The 13,828-nt window shown below is 58.6% G+C and carries 13 protein-coding genes; 10 read left to right on the forward strand and 3 right to left on the reverse strand.

The window, feature by feature from the left end; genetic code table 11:
- The first annotated feature begins 75 nt into the window (after positions 1 to 75).
- From DTF_RS0112840 to dnaB, 9 genes are all read left to right on the forward strand, one after another.
- On the forward strand, positions 76 to 681 hold the full coding sequence (locus DTF_RS0112840) for a 50S ribosomal protein L25/general stress protein Ctc (protein WP_027715643.1): 606 nt from the start codon (positions 76 to 78) through the stop codon (positions 679 to 681).
- A 17-nt stretch (positions 682 to 698) separates the two neighbouring features.
- A complete protein-coding gene (gene pth, locus DTF_RS0112845) occupies positions 699 to 1,274 on the forward strand; it encodes an aminoacyl-tRNA hydrolase (RefSeq protein ID WP_035057008.1) in 576 nt (191 codons plus the stop codon).
- Between the two features lie 20 nt (positions 1,275 to 1,294).
- Positions 1,295 to 3,310 carry a sodium-translocating pyrophosphatase gene (locus tag DTF_RS0112850; protein ID WP_027715645.1) on the forward strand — a complete coding sequence of 672 codons (2,016 nt, stop codon included), beginning with the start codon at positions 1,295 to 1,297 and terminating at the stop codon, positions 3,308 to 3,310.
- Between the two features lie 141 nt (positions 3,311 to 3,451).
- On the forward strand, positions 3,452 to 4,546 hold the full coding sequence (ychF, locus tag DTF_RS0112855) for a redox-regulated ATPase YchF (protein ID WP_027715646.1): 1,095 nt from the start codon (positions 3,452 to 3,454) through the stop codon (positions 4,544 to 4,546).
- Between the two features lie 138 nt (positions 4,547 to 4,684).
- A complete protein-coding gene (rpsF, locus tag DTF_RS0112860) occupies positions 4,685 to 5,059 on the forward strand; it encodes a 30S ribosomal protein S6 (RefSeq protein WP_027715647.1) in 375 nt (124 codons plus the stop codon).
- Between the two features lie 28 nt (positions 5,060 to 5,087).
- Positions 5,088 to 5,357 (forward strand): 30S ribosomal protein S18, encoded by a 270-nt coding sequence (gene rpsR / locus DTF_RS0112865; protein WP_027715648.1) that lies wholly within the window; start codon positions 5,088 to 5,090, stop codon positions 5,355 to 5,357.
- Positions 5,358 to 5,429: 72 nt separating this feature from the next.
- Positions 5,430 to 6,326, forward strand: a complete 897-nt coding sequence (locus DTF_RS0112870) for a DUF2232 domain-containing protein (RefSeq protein ID WP_162148642.1) — start codon at positions 5,430 to 5,432, stop codon at positions 6,324 to 6,326.
- 20 nt (positions 6,327 to 6,346) lie between these two features.
- Complete coding sequence (gene rplI, locus DTF_RS0112875) at positions 6,347 to 6,793, forward strand: 50S ribosomal protein L9 (protein ID WP_027715650.1); 447 nt, start codon at positions 6,347 to 6,349, stop codon at positions 6,791 to 6,793.
- Between the two features lie 122 nt (positions 6,794 to 6,915).
- Positions 6,916 to 8,286, forward strand: a complete 1,371-nt coding sequence (gene dnaB, locus DTF_RS0112880) for a replicative DNA helicase (protein WP_027715651.1) — start codon at positions 6,916 to 6,918, stop codon at positions 8,284 to 8,286.
- Between the two features lie 96 nt (positions 8,287 to 8,382).
- Here dnaB and DTF_RS0112885 read toward each other — a convergent pair whose 3' ends face one another.
- From DTF_RS0112885 to dusB, 3 genes are read right to left on the reverse strand one after another with little or no spacing between them, the layout of a single operon-like run.
- On the reverse strand, positions 8,383 to 9,813 hold the full coding sequence (locus tag DTF_RS0112885) for a sigma-54 dependent transcriptional regulator (protein ID WP_027715652.1): 1,431 nt from the start codon (positions 9,811 to 9,813) through the stop codon (positions 8,383 to 8,385).
- A gap of 57 nt (positions 9,814 to 9,870) precedes the next feature.
- Complete coding sequence (locus DTF_RS0112890) at positions 9,871 to 10,971, reverse strand: nitrogen regulation protein NR(II) (RefSeq protein ID WP_155890809.1); 1,101 nt, start codon at positions 10,969 to 10,971, stop codon at positions 9,871 to 9,873.
- Positions 10,968 to 11,945 carry a tRNA dihydrouridine synthase DusB gene (gene dusB / locus DTF_RS0112895; RefSeq protein WP_226989332.1) on the reverse strand — a complete coding sequence of 326 codons (978 nt, stop codon included), beginning with the start codon at positions 11,943 to 11,945 and terminating at the stop codon, positions 10,968 to 10,970. Before dusB ends, DTF_RS0112890 begins: the two co-directional genes overlap by 4 nt.
- A gap of 406 nt (positions 11,946 to 12,351) precedes the next feature.
- On the opposite strand from dusB, the gene DTF_RS0112905 reads away from it, so the two are divergent.
- Entirely contained in the window at positions 12,352 to 13,683 is a 1,332-nt protein-coding gene (locus DTF_RS0112905; RefSeq protein WP_027715655.1) for a citrate (Si)-synthase, read from the forward strand.
- Positions 13,684 to 13,828 lie beyond the last annotated feature (145 nt).

Below are 13,828 nucleotides of genomic sequence, written 5' to 3' on the forward strand. Positions count from 1 at the left end.
TCCTCTGAGTTTTTGCGAGTGCAACTATAGATGGTCCCTGATAAAGATATTAAACAACATTCGGAGGAATGATACATGGCAGAGACAGAATTGAATGTTACGTTGCGTGACGGTATCGGCAAAGGCGGCGCACGGACGCTTCGCCGCCAGAATCTCGTCCCGGCCGTCGTTTACGGCAGGGGGCTGGAGCCTTGCGCCATTACGGTGGAACCCAAGGCTCTGAAAAAGGCTATTGCCACCGAATCCGGCTGGAACACCCTGATCACCCTGAAAGGGGAGGGGGCTTTCAGCGGCAAGGTCGTCATCCTGAAAGACATGCAAGTCGATGCCATCCGCCGCGACGTGCAGCACGTGGATTTCCAGGTCATCGACCTGAAGAAAAAGGTCCATGTCATGGTGCCGGTTCACCCGGTGGGGAAATCGGAAGGGGAGAAGGTTGGCGGCAGCCTTCAGGTCATCCGCCACGAACTCGAAGTGGCCTGCCTGCCCTCGTCCATCCCCGGCGCCATCGAGGTGGATGTGACGTCCCTGAGCATAGGCGATGTTCTGCACGTGGAAGACCTTGTCCTTCCGGCCGGGGTTGAAGTGCCCCATGAAGTCAACTTCACCGTAATCACCGTCACCGGCCACAAAGCCGAAGGTGAAGAAGGGGCTGCTGAAGAAGAGGCCGAAGAGGCCTGAGCGGAACCGGCATCGGCATGAAGCTTATAACAGGGCTGGGCAATCCGGGCTCCAAATATGCCGGAACCCGGCACAATATCGGCTTCATGGTAGCCGAGCGGCTGGCCCAAGGGAACGGAATTGCCTTAAAGAAAAAGGGGCATCAGGGCATTTATGGTGTCGGCCGGGTTGCAGGCCGCGAGACTACCATTCTGCTTCCCCAGACCTATATGAACCTGAGCGGCGTCAGCGTCGGTTCGGCTTGCAAATCTCTTGCTGTCGATCTCGGCGATTTGATTGTGATTCATGATGATATCGATTTGCCCTTCGGAGTCCTGAAGATCAGAACCGGAGGCGGGCACGGCGGCCATAACGGCATCCGCAGCATCCGCGAGGTTCTCGGCAGCGGCGATTTCATCCGGGTCAAGGTCGGCGTCGGACGCCCTGAAGCCGGCGGCGACGTGGCTGGACATGTACTGAAGGTTTTCTCCGCGGAAGAGCGCGGCAAGCTGGATAATGTGGTGGACAACTCGGCAAAGGCGGTGGAGACCATCCTCCTTCAGGGGGTGCCGATTGCCATGAACGAGTTCAATAACCGCGATATTTCAACGTAAAAAGAGAGGGTAGAAGTCAAATGGAACTGCAGATGTATGCTCCGATTCTGGGTGTGATCGGGTTTGTCATCGCCATCGTGATGTACACTCTGGTCAAGGCCCAACCTGTTGGCAATGAGAAGATGAGGGAGATTTCCGAGGATATCCACGCCGGCGCCATGGCTTTTCTCGGCCGTGAATACCGCGTCCTTGCCGTCTTCATCGTCGTGGTATTCGTGCTTATCACCTTCGGCATGAACATTCAGACGGCCCTGGCATTTCTTGGCGGGGCGGTCTGCTCCATGACCTGCGGTTTCATCGGGATGAAGGCCGCCACCCGCGCCAACGTGCGCACCGCCGAGGCGGCCCGTGCTTCCGGTCAGGCAAAGGCACTCGAGGTCTCCTTCAACGGTGGCGCGGTCATGGGTCTGGCCGTCGCTTCGCTCGGTTTGGTAGGGGTCGGCATCGTCTATATCTTCTTCGGCGGCAGTCCCATTACGGCTCAATACATCACCGGGTTCGCCATGGGTGCCTCCTCCATTGCCCTCTTTGCCCGCGTCGGCGGGGGCATTTATACCAAGGCGGCCGACGTCGGCGCCGACCTGGTCGGCAAGGTTGAAGCCGGCATCCCCGAGGACGACCCCCGCAATCCGGGCGTCATCGCCGACAACGTCGGTGACTGCGTCGGTGACACCGCCGGAATGGGAGCGGATATTTTTGAATCGTATGTGGGATCGATCATTGCCACCATCGCCATCGCGGCCGCGGCAGGACCTGAACTGTTGACCCAACTCGGCGGCGGCGCTAATGTTCAGGCCAGCGCCATGCTCCTGCCTCTGGTTCTGGCCATGGTCGGTCTGATTTTCTCCCTCATCGGCATCGCCTCGATGAAGGTTCTCAAGTCGATGAATCCGGCCAAGGCGCTGCATGCCACCACCTTCGTCGCCGCCGGCGGATTCCTCGTCGCCGCCTTCTTCGTGATCCGGGGACTTGACATCTCCAACGGCGTCTTCTGGGCGATTCTTGCAGGAACGTTGGCCGGGATCGCCATCGGTCAGGTGACCGAATACTACACGGCCCATGCCCCGGTGTTCCGCATCGCAGAGGCCAGCAAAACGGGTCCTGCCACCAACATCATCCACGGTCTGGCTGTCGGCCTTGAGTCCTGCGCCCTGCCCATCCTGATCATCTGCGGCGCCATCTTCGTCGCCAACTACACAGCCGGTCTCTACGGCATCGGGATCGCCGCCGTCGGCATGCTCGCCACCGTCGGCGTCACCATGACGGTCGACGCCTACGGCCCTATCGCCGACAACGCCGGCGGGATTTCCGAAATGGCCGGCCTCGGCGCCGACGTTCGCAAGATCACCGACGGCCTCGACGCCATCGGCAACACCACCGCGGCTATCGGCAAGGGCTTCGCCATCGGCTCCGCGGCGCTGACAGCGCTGGCTCTCTTCTCGGCCTATGCGACCACCGTCGGCCTTGAGACGATCAACCTGATCAACCCCATGGTGGTCATCGGACTACTCGTCGGCGGGGCGCTGCCCTTCTTCATCGGCGCCCTGACCATGACCAGCGTCGGGCGTGCCGCCGGCAAGATGGTCGATGAGATCCGCCGCCAGTTCCGGGAAATCCCAGGACTGCTCGAAGGCAAGCCCGGAGTGAAGCCCGAACCCGAGAAGTGCGTCGATATTTCGGCCAAAGCCGCTCTGAAGGAGATGATCCTTCCCGGCATGGTCGCAGTCGTCGCGCCGGTACTGGTCGGTTTCGTTCTCGGCAAGGAAGCCCTTGGGGGCATGCTGGCCGGGGCGACTCTGGCAGGGGTTCTGCTGGCCCTGATGATGTCCAACGGCGGCGGCGCCTGGGACAACGCCAAGAAGTACATCGAAAGCGGCAAACTGCCCGGCGAGAAGAAAGGTGGCGAGGCACACAAAGCCGCCGTCGTCGGCGACACCGTCGGCGACCCCTTCAAGGACACTTCCGGTCCGGCCATGAACATTCTCATCAAGCTGATGAGCGTGGTTTCCCTGGTTATTGCTCCGCTGCTGGTCTGATCAGAGAGTATCATTGGCGTATTCGATAGCCGGGGTATGCCCCCGGCTATCGTTCTTTGTAAAGGATGGTTCAGTGTCCCGAGTCACGGGACCAGGGATCAGGGGCTCAACCAATCACCAATCACGGATAACGGATTTTCCATGGGATTCAAATGCGGTATCGTCGGACTGCCCAACGTCGGCAAGTCGACCATCTTCAACGCCATCACTTCTGCCGGAGCGGAGTCTGCAAATTACCCCTTCTGCACCATTGAGCCCAACATCGGGGTGGTGGCGGTCCCCGATCCTCGCCTCGATGAGCTCGCCGCCATTGTCAAGCCGCAGAAAGTTCTTCCCACCACGATGGAATTCGTCGACATCGCCGGCCTGGTCAAGGGGGCGAGCAAGGGCGAGGGACTTGGAAACCAGTTTCTCGGTCATATCCGGCAGGTCGATGCCATCGCCAACATCGTTCGCTGCTTCGAGGATGAAAACGTTGTTCATGTGGACGGCTCGGTCGATCCGGTGCGCGACGTGGAGGTGATCCAGACCGAGTTGAATCTCGCCGACCTGGAGACCGTGGAAAAGCGCATCGTGCGTACGGAAAAGCAGGCCAAAAGCGGCGACAAGCAGATGAAGGCCGAACTTGAGGTGCTCACCAAGGTGCGCTCCTGTCTCAACGAAGGGCGCCCTGCAAGGAATGCCGATCTGACTACGGAAGAAAAGGCCATTCTGCGTGATCTGCACCTTATCACCGCCAAGCCGGTTCTCTATGTTGCGAATGTCTCAGAGGACGATCTTGAAGGTCATCACCCTTTTGTCGCCCGGCTGCGCCAGGTCGCCAAGAACGAGGGGGCCGAACTGGTCAGCATCTGCGGCAAGATCGAAGCGGAAATTGCCGAGCTTCCCGCAGAGGAGAAGGGAGAATTCCTGAAGGAACTCGGCCTTCCCGAGGCGGGTCTAGACCAGATGATCCACGCCGGGTATCACCTGCTCGGCCTCATCACTTATTTTACGGCCGGGGTCAAAGAGGTTCGCGCCTGGACCATTCCCGTCGGAACGAAGGCGCCGGGAGCCGCAGGCGTCATCCACACCGATTTTGAAAAGGGATTCATCCGGGCCGAAGTGATCGCTTATCAGGACTTCGTCGCCGCCAAGGGTGAGGCGGGCGCGAAGGAAAAAGGCCTGATGCGTCTTGAGGGGAAGGAGTACGTGGTCCGCGACGGCGACATCATGCATTTTCGTTTCAATGTCTGACGGGGGAAAAGAAGTGAAAAACATTGAAACTCCGTCAGAAGTGTGATAATAAACATAGTTCTTTTTACCGGGCGTATTGAACGCCCGCTCCTTGCTCCGGTCGGACCGGGGCTACAAACCCGTGAGGAGGTTCAATAGATGCGTACCTACGAAACGATTTTCATTGTCCACCCGGATGTCGTCGGTGATCAGTATGCCGCGGCAGTCGATAAGTTTAAAGGAATCCTGACCGATCAGGACGCCGAAATTCTCAAGGTCGACGAATGGGGGACCCGGAAACTGGCTTATCAGGTGAAGAAGCAGGGCCGCGGAACCTATGTGCTGGTTGCCTATCAGGCCGGCCCCGAGGTCGTTGCCGAATTCGAACGCCGCATGCGTATCGACGAGTCGATCATCAAGTTCCAGACAATCTATCTGGAAAAGGGTCTTGATGTCGCCCCGGCGGCCGCAGAGAGCGAAGCCGCTTCGGATGAGGGCGCCGAGGCTGAAGAGTCCACCGAAGAGACCGCTTAACCGACTAGTTCAAGGGAGGATTAATAATATGGCTTTTGAAAGAAAACCCGCCCGGCCCGCTGCCCCCCGCCGTCGCTTTACCCGGCGCAAAGGCTGCCGCTTCTGCGGAGACAAGACGATGAAGATCGATTATAAGGAAGTGCGCAACCTTCGCTACTTCATTTCCGAGAGGGGTAAAATCGTTCCCCGCCGCATCTCCGGAAACTGCGCAAGCCATCAGCGCCAGGTTACCGAGGCGATCAAGCGGGCTCGTAATATCGCCCTGTTGCCGTTTACTTCCGGTCATTCCTTCGATTAATTGGAAGCTTTGCTGCAGCGACCCAAGAGGATAGCGAGCGGCCAGGGTGCGCTCTCTCTGGCCGCAGGCGCCTTGGCAACTGTCTTGCTTCTGTGGGCAGCAGGCGCCCTGGGACCGGCTGGCGCACTGATAAATCTGACGGTTCCTCTGCCCGCCGCTTATATTCATATGCGACGCGGCCCGCTGACGGGATGCGGGGTGGTCATACTGGCAGCGGCCGTTCTGCTGGCTGCCGGTGATCAGGCGGGTGTGCTCGCCTATCTGCTGCAGTTCGGCCTCGCTTCCATGGTTCTTCCTTTTCTTCTGAGGCGGAATTGGCCCTGGGACCGGGCGGTTGCCGGCACTCTGGTGGTTCTGCTTGCGGTCGGTGGGATCACTTTGACGGCATACAGCAGTGCCCGTGGTCTGCCTGTCACCGAACTGGTCGGACAGTATTTGGACAGCGAGGTGGAATCGGCTCTCGCTATTTATCAGCAGGCGAATCTGCCGGAGGATCAGCTCGAGGAACTTCAGGCAACGATTCGGCAGATGGCCGTTTTTCTGCTCCGTGCATGGCCTGCTCTGATGACCGTTGCCACGGCGGGCGTTCTGTTGATCAACGTTCTGATGCTTTCGGCTCTCTCCCGGGGCCGCTACGAGATGCCCGGGGGGCATTTTCGGTCCTGGAAAGCACCGGAGCTGTTGGTCTGGCCCTTGATCCTTGGCGGTTTCGGAATGATGTACGCGCAGGGACTGGCGGAGCAAGTTTCCTTGAACGTGCTGACCCTGTTGCTGCCGTTATATTTCATGCAGGGGCTGGCTGTCGTCACCCATTATTTTCAGAAAAGAGGGATCCCACCTTTTTTCCGGGGGTTGGGATATCTGCTGCTGACCGTGCTCAATCCTCTGCCTTTAATGGTTGTCGCCGTCGGCGTTTTCGACCTTTGGGCAGACTTTAGGAATCCTAAGATCAAGAAAAAACAATCGTAGATCTTTTTTGGAGGAGATCGATGGAAATCATTCTGACGGAAAACGTGGAAGGTCTCGGCACCATCGGGGACCAGGTCAAGGTCAAGCCCGGATACGGGCGCAATTATCTTGTCCCGCGGGGCTTGGCCGTTGTCGCCAATACCCGCAATGTCAAGGAACTGGAGCATCAGAAGCGCCAGATGGAGCGCAAGATGCAGAAGGTGACCCAGGCCGCTGAACTGCAGAAGAAGAAGGTCGAATCCGTGACTTGCCTACTGGCCCTCCGGGCCGGTGAGGACGGCAAACTCTTCGGTTCAGTGACCACCATGGAGATCGGCGCCAAACTCGCCGATGCCGGAGTCGAGGTGGATCGCAAAAAAATCCAGCTTGAGGAGCCGATCAAGTCACTAGGCGAATACGAAGTGCCGGTCAAGCTCGATGCCGGCGTCGTCGCCAACATCAAGGTTTCGGTCGTCGCCGCGGAATAATCAGGCAGGGCCAACACGTTCAGGTTATGGATAAAGGTTAAAGGAGGAGCCGGCGATTGCCGGTTCCTTTTAGCCTTTTATTCTGGCCTTCGACTGTGAGCTTAGCCTCAGCCAGGGTGTTTATGTCCAACGTTTCCTCTCATCGTCTTCCGCCCCAGAGTCTGGAGGGAGAGATGTCCGTACTCGGCGGCATTCTGCTGGAGAACGGGGCCCTTAACAAGGCGCTTGAGATCCTGCGTCCCGAGGACTTCTATCGCGACAGTCACCGCAAGATCTTCTCCACCCTTATCGATCTTTCCGAAAAAGGGGAGCCGGCCGACCTGGTGACCCTGACATCCGCCCTGCAGAAACAGGGGGAAATCGACGCCGTCGGAGGGAGCAGCTATCTGGCCACCCTCGTCGATTACGTCCCCACCGCCGCTAATATCATATACTACTGCCGCATGGTGAAGGAGAAGTCGATCAGCCGTCACCTCATCTCCGTTGCCACTGAAATCGCCACCAAGGGCTATTCCGGAGACGACGTCGAGGACACCCTCGACTGGGCTGAAAAATCGATCTTCGAAATCACCGGCATGAAGAGCCGTCCTTCTTATTACTCCACCCGTGAGATCATGAAGGACACCTTCAAGACCATAGAGAAGCTCTTTGACCGGAAGGAGCTGGTCACCGGCGTTCCCACCGGCTTCACTGAGCTCGACCAGATGACCGCCGGCCTGCAGGGCGGCGACCTGCTCATCGTGGCGGGACGCCCCTCCATGGGAAAGACCGCCTTCTGCGTCAACATGGTGGAAAATGCCGCGGTTCATGCCGAAACCCCCGTTCCCACCATCATCTTCTCTCTGGAGATGAGCAAGGAGCAGCTGGTACAGCGTATGCTCTGCTCGATTTCCAGGGTCGATGCCAGCCGCCTGCGGACCGGCCATCTCGGCGAGTCCGACTGGCCCAAACTTACCAACGGCGCCGGTCTGCTCTCCGAAGCGCCGATCTATATCGACGATACCCCCGCCATATCGGTGCTGGAATTGCGGGCCAAGGCCCGCCGTCTCAAGGCCGACAAGAACCTGGGGCTGATCATGGTCGACTACCTGCAGCTGATGCAGGGGAGAAACTCCGAGAGCCGGCAGCAGGAGATTTCCGAGATTTCCCGCTCCCTCAAGGCCCTGGCCAAGGAACTCAACGTTCCCGTCGTCGCCCTCTCCCAGCTCAACCGCTCTCTTGAGAACCGCACCGACAAGCGACCCATCATGGCCGACCTGCGCGAGTCAGGAGCGATCGAACAGGACGCCGACGTGATCATGTTCGTCTATCGCGAATCGGTGTACTGCGAAGCCTGCAAGAAGCGCGACAACTCCTGCGACAAGGGGCACGAGAAGGATGCCGAGATCGTCATCGGCAAGCAGCGCAACGGTCCTATCGGCACGGTCCACCTGACCTTCCAGGGGCAGTTCACCCGCTTCGAGAACCAGTCACGGCGGGAGGACGGGTATTGACATTTTTATCCTCTCGATGGAAATGACCTCAAAAGCAAGGCCCGGGACGATCGTCCCGGGCCTTGTCAATTTTCCAGGTCTGCCGGAGAAGTCGCATCAGTTCTTTTTGAGATCGATCCCCAGGATCTGTATCTTCTTGCGCAGGGTATTGCGATTGATGCCGAGAATCTCGGCGGCCCGCACCTGGTTGCCGCGGGTTTTATCCAGCACGATGTTAATCAGGGGACGCTCCATCTGATGCAGGACCATGTCGTAGAGATTGTCGAGTTCCTGGACGTCCATCTGGGCCAAGGAGCTCTGCAGCTTGCCGGCGATGATGGCTTCCAGCGACCCTTCATTTTCCCGTATTCCTTCGGCCGTCAAGCTGGGAAAGTCGGCTGGGGTAAGAAGCTGATCGGGAGAGAGAAGGGCGGCTCTCTGGATGGTGTTCTCAAGCTCACGTACATTCCCCGGCCACTCGAAACGCTTCAGCAGGTTCATCGCCTCCTCGGTGCAGCCCCGGGCGGCCACCTTCAAATCCTGATGGGCCCTTCGGATGAAGAATTCAACAAGTTGGGGAATGTCCTCGCGCCGCTCCCGTAGAGCGGGCAGGGAAATGGGTACGACATTGAGGCGGTAATAGAGGTCCTCGCGGAACTCCTTGTTGCGGACTTTTTCCTTGAGATCCTGATTGGTGGCGGCGACGATGCGCACATCGACCGGTATGGTGCCGGCGCCCCCGGTTCGAGTGATCTCCTTCTCCTGAAGCACGCGCAGCAGCTTCGCCTGAAGTTCCAGAGGCATGTCGCCGATTTCATCGAGGAAAAGGGTGCCTCCTGCGGCCTGTTCGAATTTGCCGATCTTGCGTTCGGTTGCGCCGGTAAAGGCCCCCTTCTCAAAACCGAAGAGTTCGCTCTCCAGCAGTTCCCGGGGGATCGCGGCGCAGTTCAGGGCCAGAAAGGGTTTGCCCAGGCGGGGGCTGTTGAAGTGAATGGCGCGACCGACCAGCTCCTTGCCGGTGCCCGATTCGCCTGTAATGAGTACGGTGACATCGGAGGGGGCGACTTTTCCCAGAAGCTTGTACACTTCCTGCATCGGCTGGCTGGAGCCGATGATATGGCGATCGATATGGTAATGCTCCTTGACTTCCTCCTTGAGCCGCTGCACCTCCTCGGTAATCTCGGCCGCCTGCCGGGCCTTGAGAATAATGGCGTCGAGAGCATCCAGGTCGAAAGGCTTGGTGATATAGTCGTACGCTCCCCGCTTCATTGCTTCCACGGCGTTCTTCATCGAGGACTCGGCAGTCATGATGACGACCAGCAGATGGGGATGTTCCTCCTGAAAACGGCTGAGGAGCTCCAGCCCGGAAATCCCCGGCATCTTGATATCCAGCACCGCCAGATCATAAGACTGTTGCCGGGACATGGTCAGGGCCTCGGTTCCGCTTGTAGCCAGATCGACCGTAAATCCCTTCTTTGTCAGTGCCTTGGAGAGGACCCAGCGGATGCTCTCCTCGTCGTCCGCTACGAGAATGCGTCGAATGGACATGATTTCTGTGCGCCTTTCCTAGGTAACCGTTTGAACGTATAATTCGTGTCAGTTGCTTCAGCGAAGGAAGGGGAGGCAGACGGAGAAAGCCGTCCCCTTGCCAGGGGTACTTTCCACCTTGAGAAATCCCCGGTGCTCGCTGACGATTTTCTGGCAGGTAGCGAGGCCCAGCCCGCTCCCCCTGCTCTTGGTGGTGTAGAAGGGTGTGAAGATCTTATCGAGTTCGGCCTCCCGCATCCCCCGACCGCTGTCCCTTATCTCCACCACGATGAGCGGGGCCGGACGTTCTCCCGGCTGGTTCAGATGATACTCGGAGGCGACCTTGGTGATGATCTGCACCGTTCCCTTTTTGTCGATGGCTTCGCCGGCGTTCTTGATCAGGTTGAGGAACAGGCGGGTGAGCAGGTTCTCGTCCCCCTGGATCGGCGGGATGCTGGGGTCGAGTTGCAGGGAAAACTGAACGTCCTTTCCGCGATGGGCTTCCTTCTGGAAGAGAACGATGTCATTGAGCACCTTGGCCAGATTCACCTCGGTCAGCTCCGGCGCCCGGGGACGGGCAAGATCCATGAGCTCCTCGATGATCCCGTTGACCCGCTCCACCTCCTTGACCATGACTCCGGTGTATTCGGTGAGATGGCTCCCCTCGGGCAGCTCCATGGCCAGGAGCTGCGCCGCCCCCTTGATTCCGCCCAGGGGGTTTTTGATCTCGTGGGCGAGGCCCGCGGCGAGGGTGCCGAGGGTCGAGAGCCGGTCGGACCGTCGAACCGCTTCCTCCAATTCGCAGACCCGGGATAGATCGCGGATGATGAGAACCACTCCTTCCTGGTCGCCGTCCTCGGTATAAATGGGCGAAACCGAGGCGCTCACCGGCAGAGGCGCGGCGGAAGGGCGATGCAGCAGGATGTTTTCGTCATCGGAAATGGACCTTCCATCCTGGACCGCCGTGCGGACCAGGTAGAGAAGGGCCGCCTGTCCGGAAAAAAGTTCTTCAAAATGGCGGCCGAGGCTCTGGCGTTCCGAAAGCCCTGTATAGAGCTGCGCGGCGGGGTTGAACAGGGCGATGCGTCCTTCGCTGTCAATCGCCACCACGGCACGGTCGACGTTTTCCAGAATTCGGACATAGAGCTGTGCATCAACGATATCCATGGGATTCTTCATGTTGTGTTTTCCAAAGCCCGAGCGGAAGCAAAGAAATCCGTCATGGCCCTGCGCAGCTCCGCCTCGGACTGGACCTGATTGACCAGGGAACGGAAGGCTGCGGCGCCTGGAAGTCCGCGGGCGTACCAGCAAAGATGCTTGCGCATGTCGAAAACGGCTTTCCTCGACCCGAAGAATCGCGTAAAAAGGTCGAAGTGCAGTTCAGCCATTTCCAGTCGTTCTTCGGGAGTAGGCGGAGCCGCTTCATCTCCAGCGAGAAGGGTGATGATGTCGCGGATCAGCCAGGGGTTTCCGTACCCGCCACGGCCGATCATGACTCCGTCGCAGCCGGTATCCCGAAGCATCGTCAGGGCGTCCCCGGCCGTAAAGATGTCTCCGCTGCCGATGACCGGAACAGACAGGTTTTCCTTGAGGAGTCGAATCTGATCCCAGTCGGCCCGACCGCCGAACCCCTGGCTGCGGGTGCGCGGGTGCAGGGTCACAGCCTCTGCTCCTTCAGCCACGGCGATGCGCGCGATTTCGAGAAAGTTCACCGACTCGCTGTCCCAGCCGGACCGGATCTTGACGGTGAGAGGGATCTCGGTAGCCCGGCGCACCGCCGCGACGATTCTGCCGACTTTCCGGGAATCGCGCAGCAGGGCGCTTCCCGCTCCGGAACGGATGACCTTATTCACCGGACAACCCAGGTTGATATCCAGGAGGTCTCCGTCCTTTTGCACCAGGCCGGCTGCATCGGCGAGGACCTCCGGATCATCCCCGAAGAGCTGTATTCCCAGAGGGCTTTCCTGAGGGGTGGACCGCAGCAGCTCCCGGGTCCGAAGGCCCGAGCGGATAAGCCCGTTGGCGCTCACCATCTCGGTGAAGACCAGGGCCGTTCCGAAGCGCTTCATTACCAGGCGGTAGGGTAGATCGGTAATGCCGGCCATGGGGGCAAGAATGATATTGTTGGCGAGTTGAAGCCGACCTATTTTCATGGTTCGAACGATTAAATGAACAAATTTTAAAAAAGATGGTAGAGTAATGTATACGAACCGGCTGAACCGGTTTTAGCTCTCACGGGCTGGGCGCGATCCATTCTTGATTTTTACGACCTGCACAAATTTTATGCATCCTACCATGGAGGCCGGCCGAAAGCAAAGGGGAAAAAAAAGGGGTATGCATATAATTCAGCACTGGATACTGTATACAAAATGGCTTGACAATCCATACTTCTGTTGTTAGAACATTATTTGGAAAATGTGACCAGACAAGGTTTGCGCCATTGTCTGTATCGCCCGGTAAATGCAGGATTCCGCTTTTTTGTTGTGAAGCAAGAGCGGTTCGGTCTGGTGGGTTTTGTGGCCCATCGCGTTTTCATTTTTTCAGTAAAGGAGAGAGAGTATGTCGACACTGAAGGAAACCCTGCGTAAGAAGATTGATGAGCATCGCCCCCGCACCACCCGCCTGGTCAAGGAATTCGGCGATGTGAAGCTGGGCGACGTGACCATCGCACAGGCCATCGGCGGCGCCCGCGGCATCAAGTGTCTGGTCACCGACATTTCCTACCTGGATCCGATGGAAGGGATCCGCTTCCGCGGCAAGACCATCCCCGAAACATTCGAAGCGCTGCCCAAGGTTCCCGGCAGCGACTATCCGTACGTCGAGGGTTTCTGGTGGATGCTGCTGACCGGCGACGTGCCGACCAAGGAGCAGACCCTGCAAGTGGTCGAGGACTGGAAGCAGCGTTCCCAGGTCCCCCAGTACGTCATTGACGTTCTGCGGGCACTGCCGCGCGACTCCCACCCGATGACCATGTTCTCCAGCGCCATTCTGGCCATGCAGCGCGATTCGATCTTTGCCGCCAACTATGCCGCAGGCAAGTTCAACAAGATGACCTGCTGGGAAGATATGTATGAAGACGCCACCAACCTGATGGCGAAACTCGCCCCGATCGGCGCCTACATCTATCGCATGAAGTACAAGGGCGACACCCACATCGAAGCCGATCCGAACCTTGACATGGGCGGCAATTTCGCCCGTATGATGGGCATTGACGCACCTTATGACAACGTTGCCCGCATGTATTTCATCCTGCACTCCGACCATGAGTCCGGCAACGTTTCCGCTCACACCACCCATCTGGTCGCCTCGGCCCTCTCCGACGCTTATTATTCTTACAGTGCCGGCATCAACGGTCTCGCCGGCCCCCTGCACGGCCTAGCCAACGAGGAAGTGCTGCGCTGGACCCAGAACTTCATGGCCAAGCTTGGCGGCGAAGTGCCGACCGAAGAAGGTCTCAAAAAGGCCTTGTGGGACACCCTCAACAGCGGTCAGGTCATCCCGGGATACGGCCATGCCGTTCTGCGCAAGACCGACCCGCGCTACACCTCGCAGCGTGAGTTCTGCATGAAGACCCCGGGTCTCAAGGACTACCCGCTGTTCCAGTTGGTGAAGATGATCTTCGAAGTCGCCCCGGGCGTTCTGACCGAGCACGGCAAAGCCAAGAACCCCTGGCCGAACGTCGATGCCCAGTCCGGCGTCATCCAGTGGTACTACGGCGTGACCCAGTACGAGTTCTACACCGTGCTGTTCGGTATCGGCCGCGCCCTCGGCTGCCTCGCCAACATCACCTGGGACCGCGCTCTCGGCTACGGCATCGAGCGGCCTAAGTCCGTGACCACCTCCATGCTCGAGGAAGCGGCCGGCATTGCCCAGAAGAAGGCTGCCAGCTAAACTCTTTCATATCCTGACATTCACATCGGGGACGCCCTTCGCGGGGCGTCCTTTTTTTTAAGTTGATGGTCAAAGAGCATTAACCGCAGAGACAGATGCAGATAAAAAAGGGGCCGATTTCTCGGCCCCTCCAATTCCCTGGAAA

This window comes from Desulfuromonas sp. TF (assembly GCF_000472285.1).
GTDB lineage: Bacteria > Desulfobacterota > Desulfuromonadia > Desulfuromonadales > ATBO01 > ATBO01.

Excerpts from the sequence above, each read along its gene's own strand:
- DTF_RS0112840 (WP_027715643.1), top strand. The coding sequence starts at position 76 with ATGGCAGAGACAGAATTGAATGTTACGTTGCGTGACGGTATCGGCAAA.
- pth (WP_035057008.1), top strand. The coding sequence starts at position 699 with ATGAAGCTTATAACAGGGCTGGGCAATCCGGGCTCCAAATATGCCGGA.
- DTF_RS0112850 (WP_027715645.1), top strand. The coding sequence starts at position 1,295 with ATGGAACTGCAGATGTATGCTCCGATTCTGGGTGTGATCGGGTTTGTC.
- ychF (WP_027715646.1), top strand. The coding sequence starts at position 3,452 with ATGGGATTCAAATGCGGTATCGTCGGACTGCCCAACGTCGGCAAGTCG.
- rpsF (WP_027715647.1), top strand. The coding sequence starts at position 4,685 with ATGCGTACCTACGAAACGATTTTCATTGTCCACCCGGATGTCGTCGGT.
- rpsR (WP_027715648.1), top strand. The coding sequence starts at position 5,088 with ATGGCTTTTGAAAGAAAACCCGCCCGGCCCGCTGCCCCCCGCCGTCGC.
- rplI (WP_027715650.1), top strand. The coding sequence starts at position 6,347 with ATGGAAATCATTCTGACGGAAAACGTGGAAGGTCTCGGCACCATCGGG.
- dnaB (WP_027715651.1), top strand. The coding sequence starts at position 6,916 with ATGTCCAACGTTTCCTCTCATCGTCTTCCGCCCCAGAGTCTGGAGGGA.
- DTF_RS0112885 (WP_027715652.1), bottom strand. The coding sequence starts at position 9,813 with ATGTCCATTCGACGCATTCTCGTAGCGGACGACGAGGAGAGCATCCGC.
- DTF_RS0112890 (WP_155890809.1), bottom strand. The coding sequence starts at position 10,971 with ATGAAGAATCCCATGGATATCGTTGATGCACAGCTCTATGTCCGAATT.
- dusB (WP_226989332.1), bottom strand. The coding sequence starts at position 11,945 with ATGAAAATAGGTCGGCTTCAACTCGCCAACAATATCATTCTTGCCCCC.
- DTF_RS0112905 (WP_027715655.1), top strand. The coding sequence starts at position 12,352 with ATGTCGACACTGAAGGAAACCCTGCGTAAGAAGATTGATGAGCATCGC.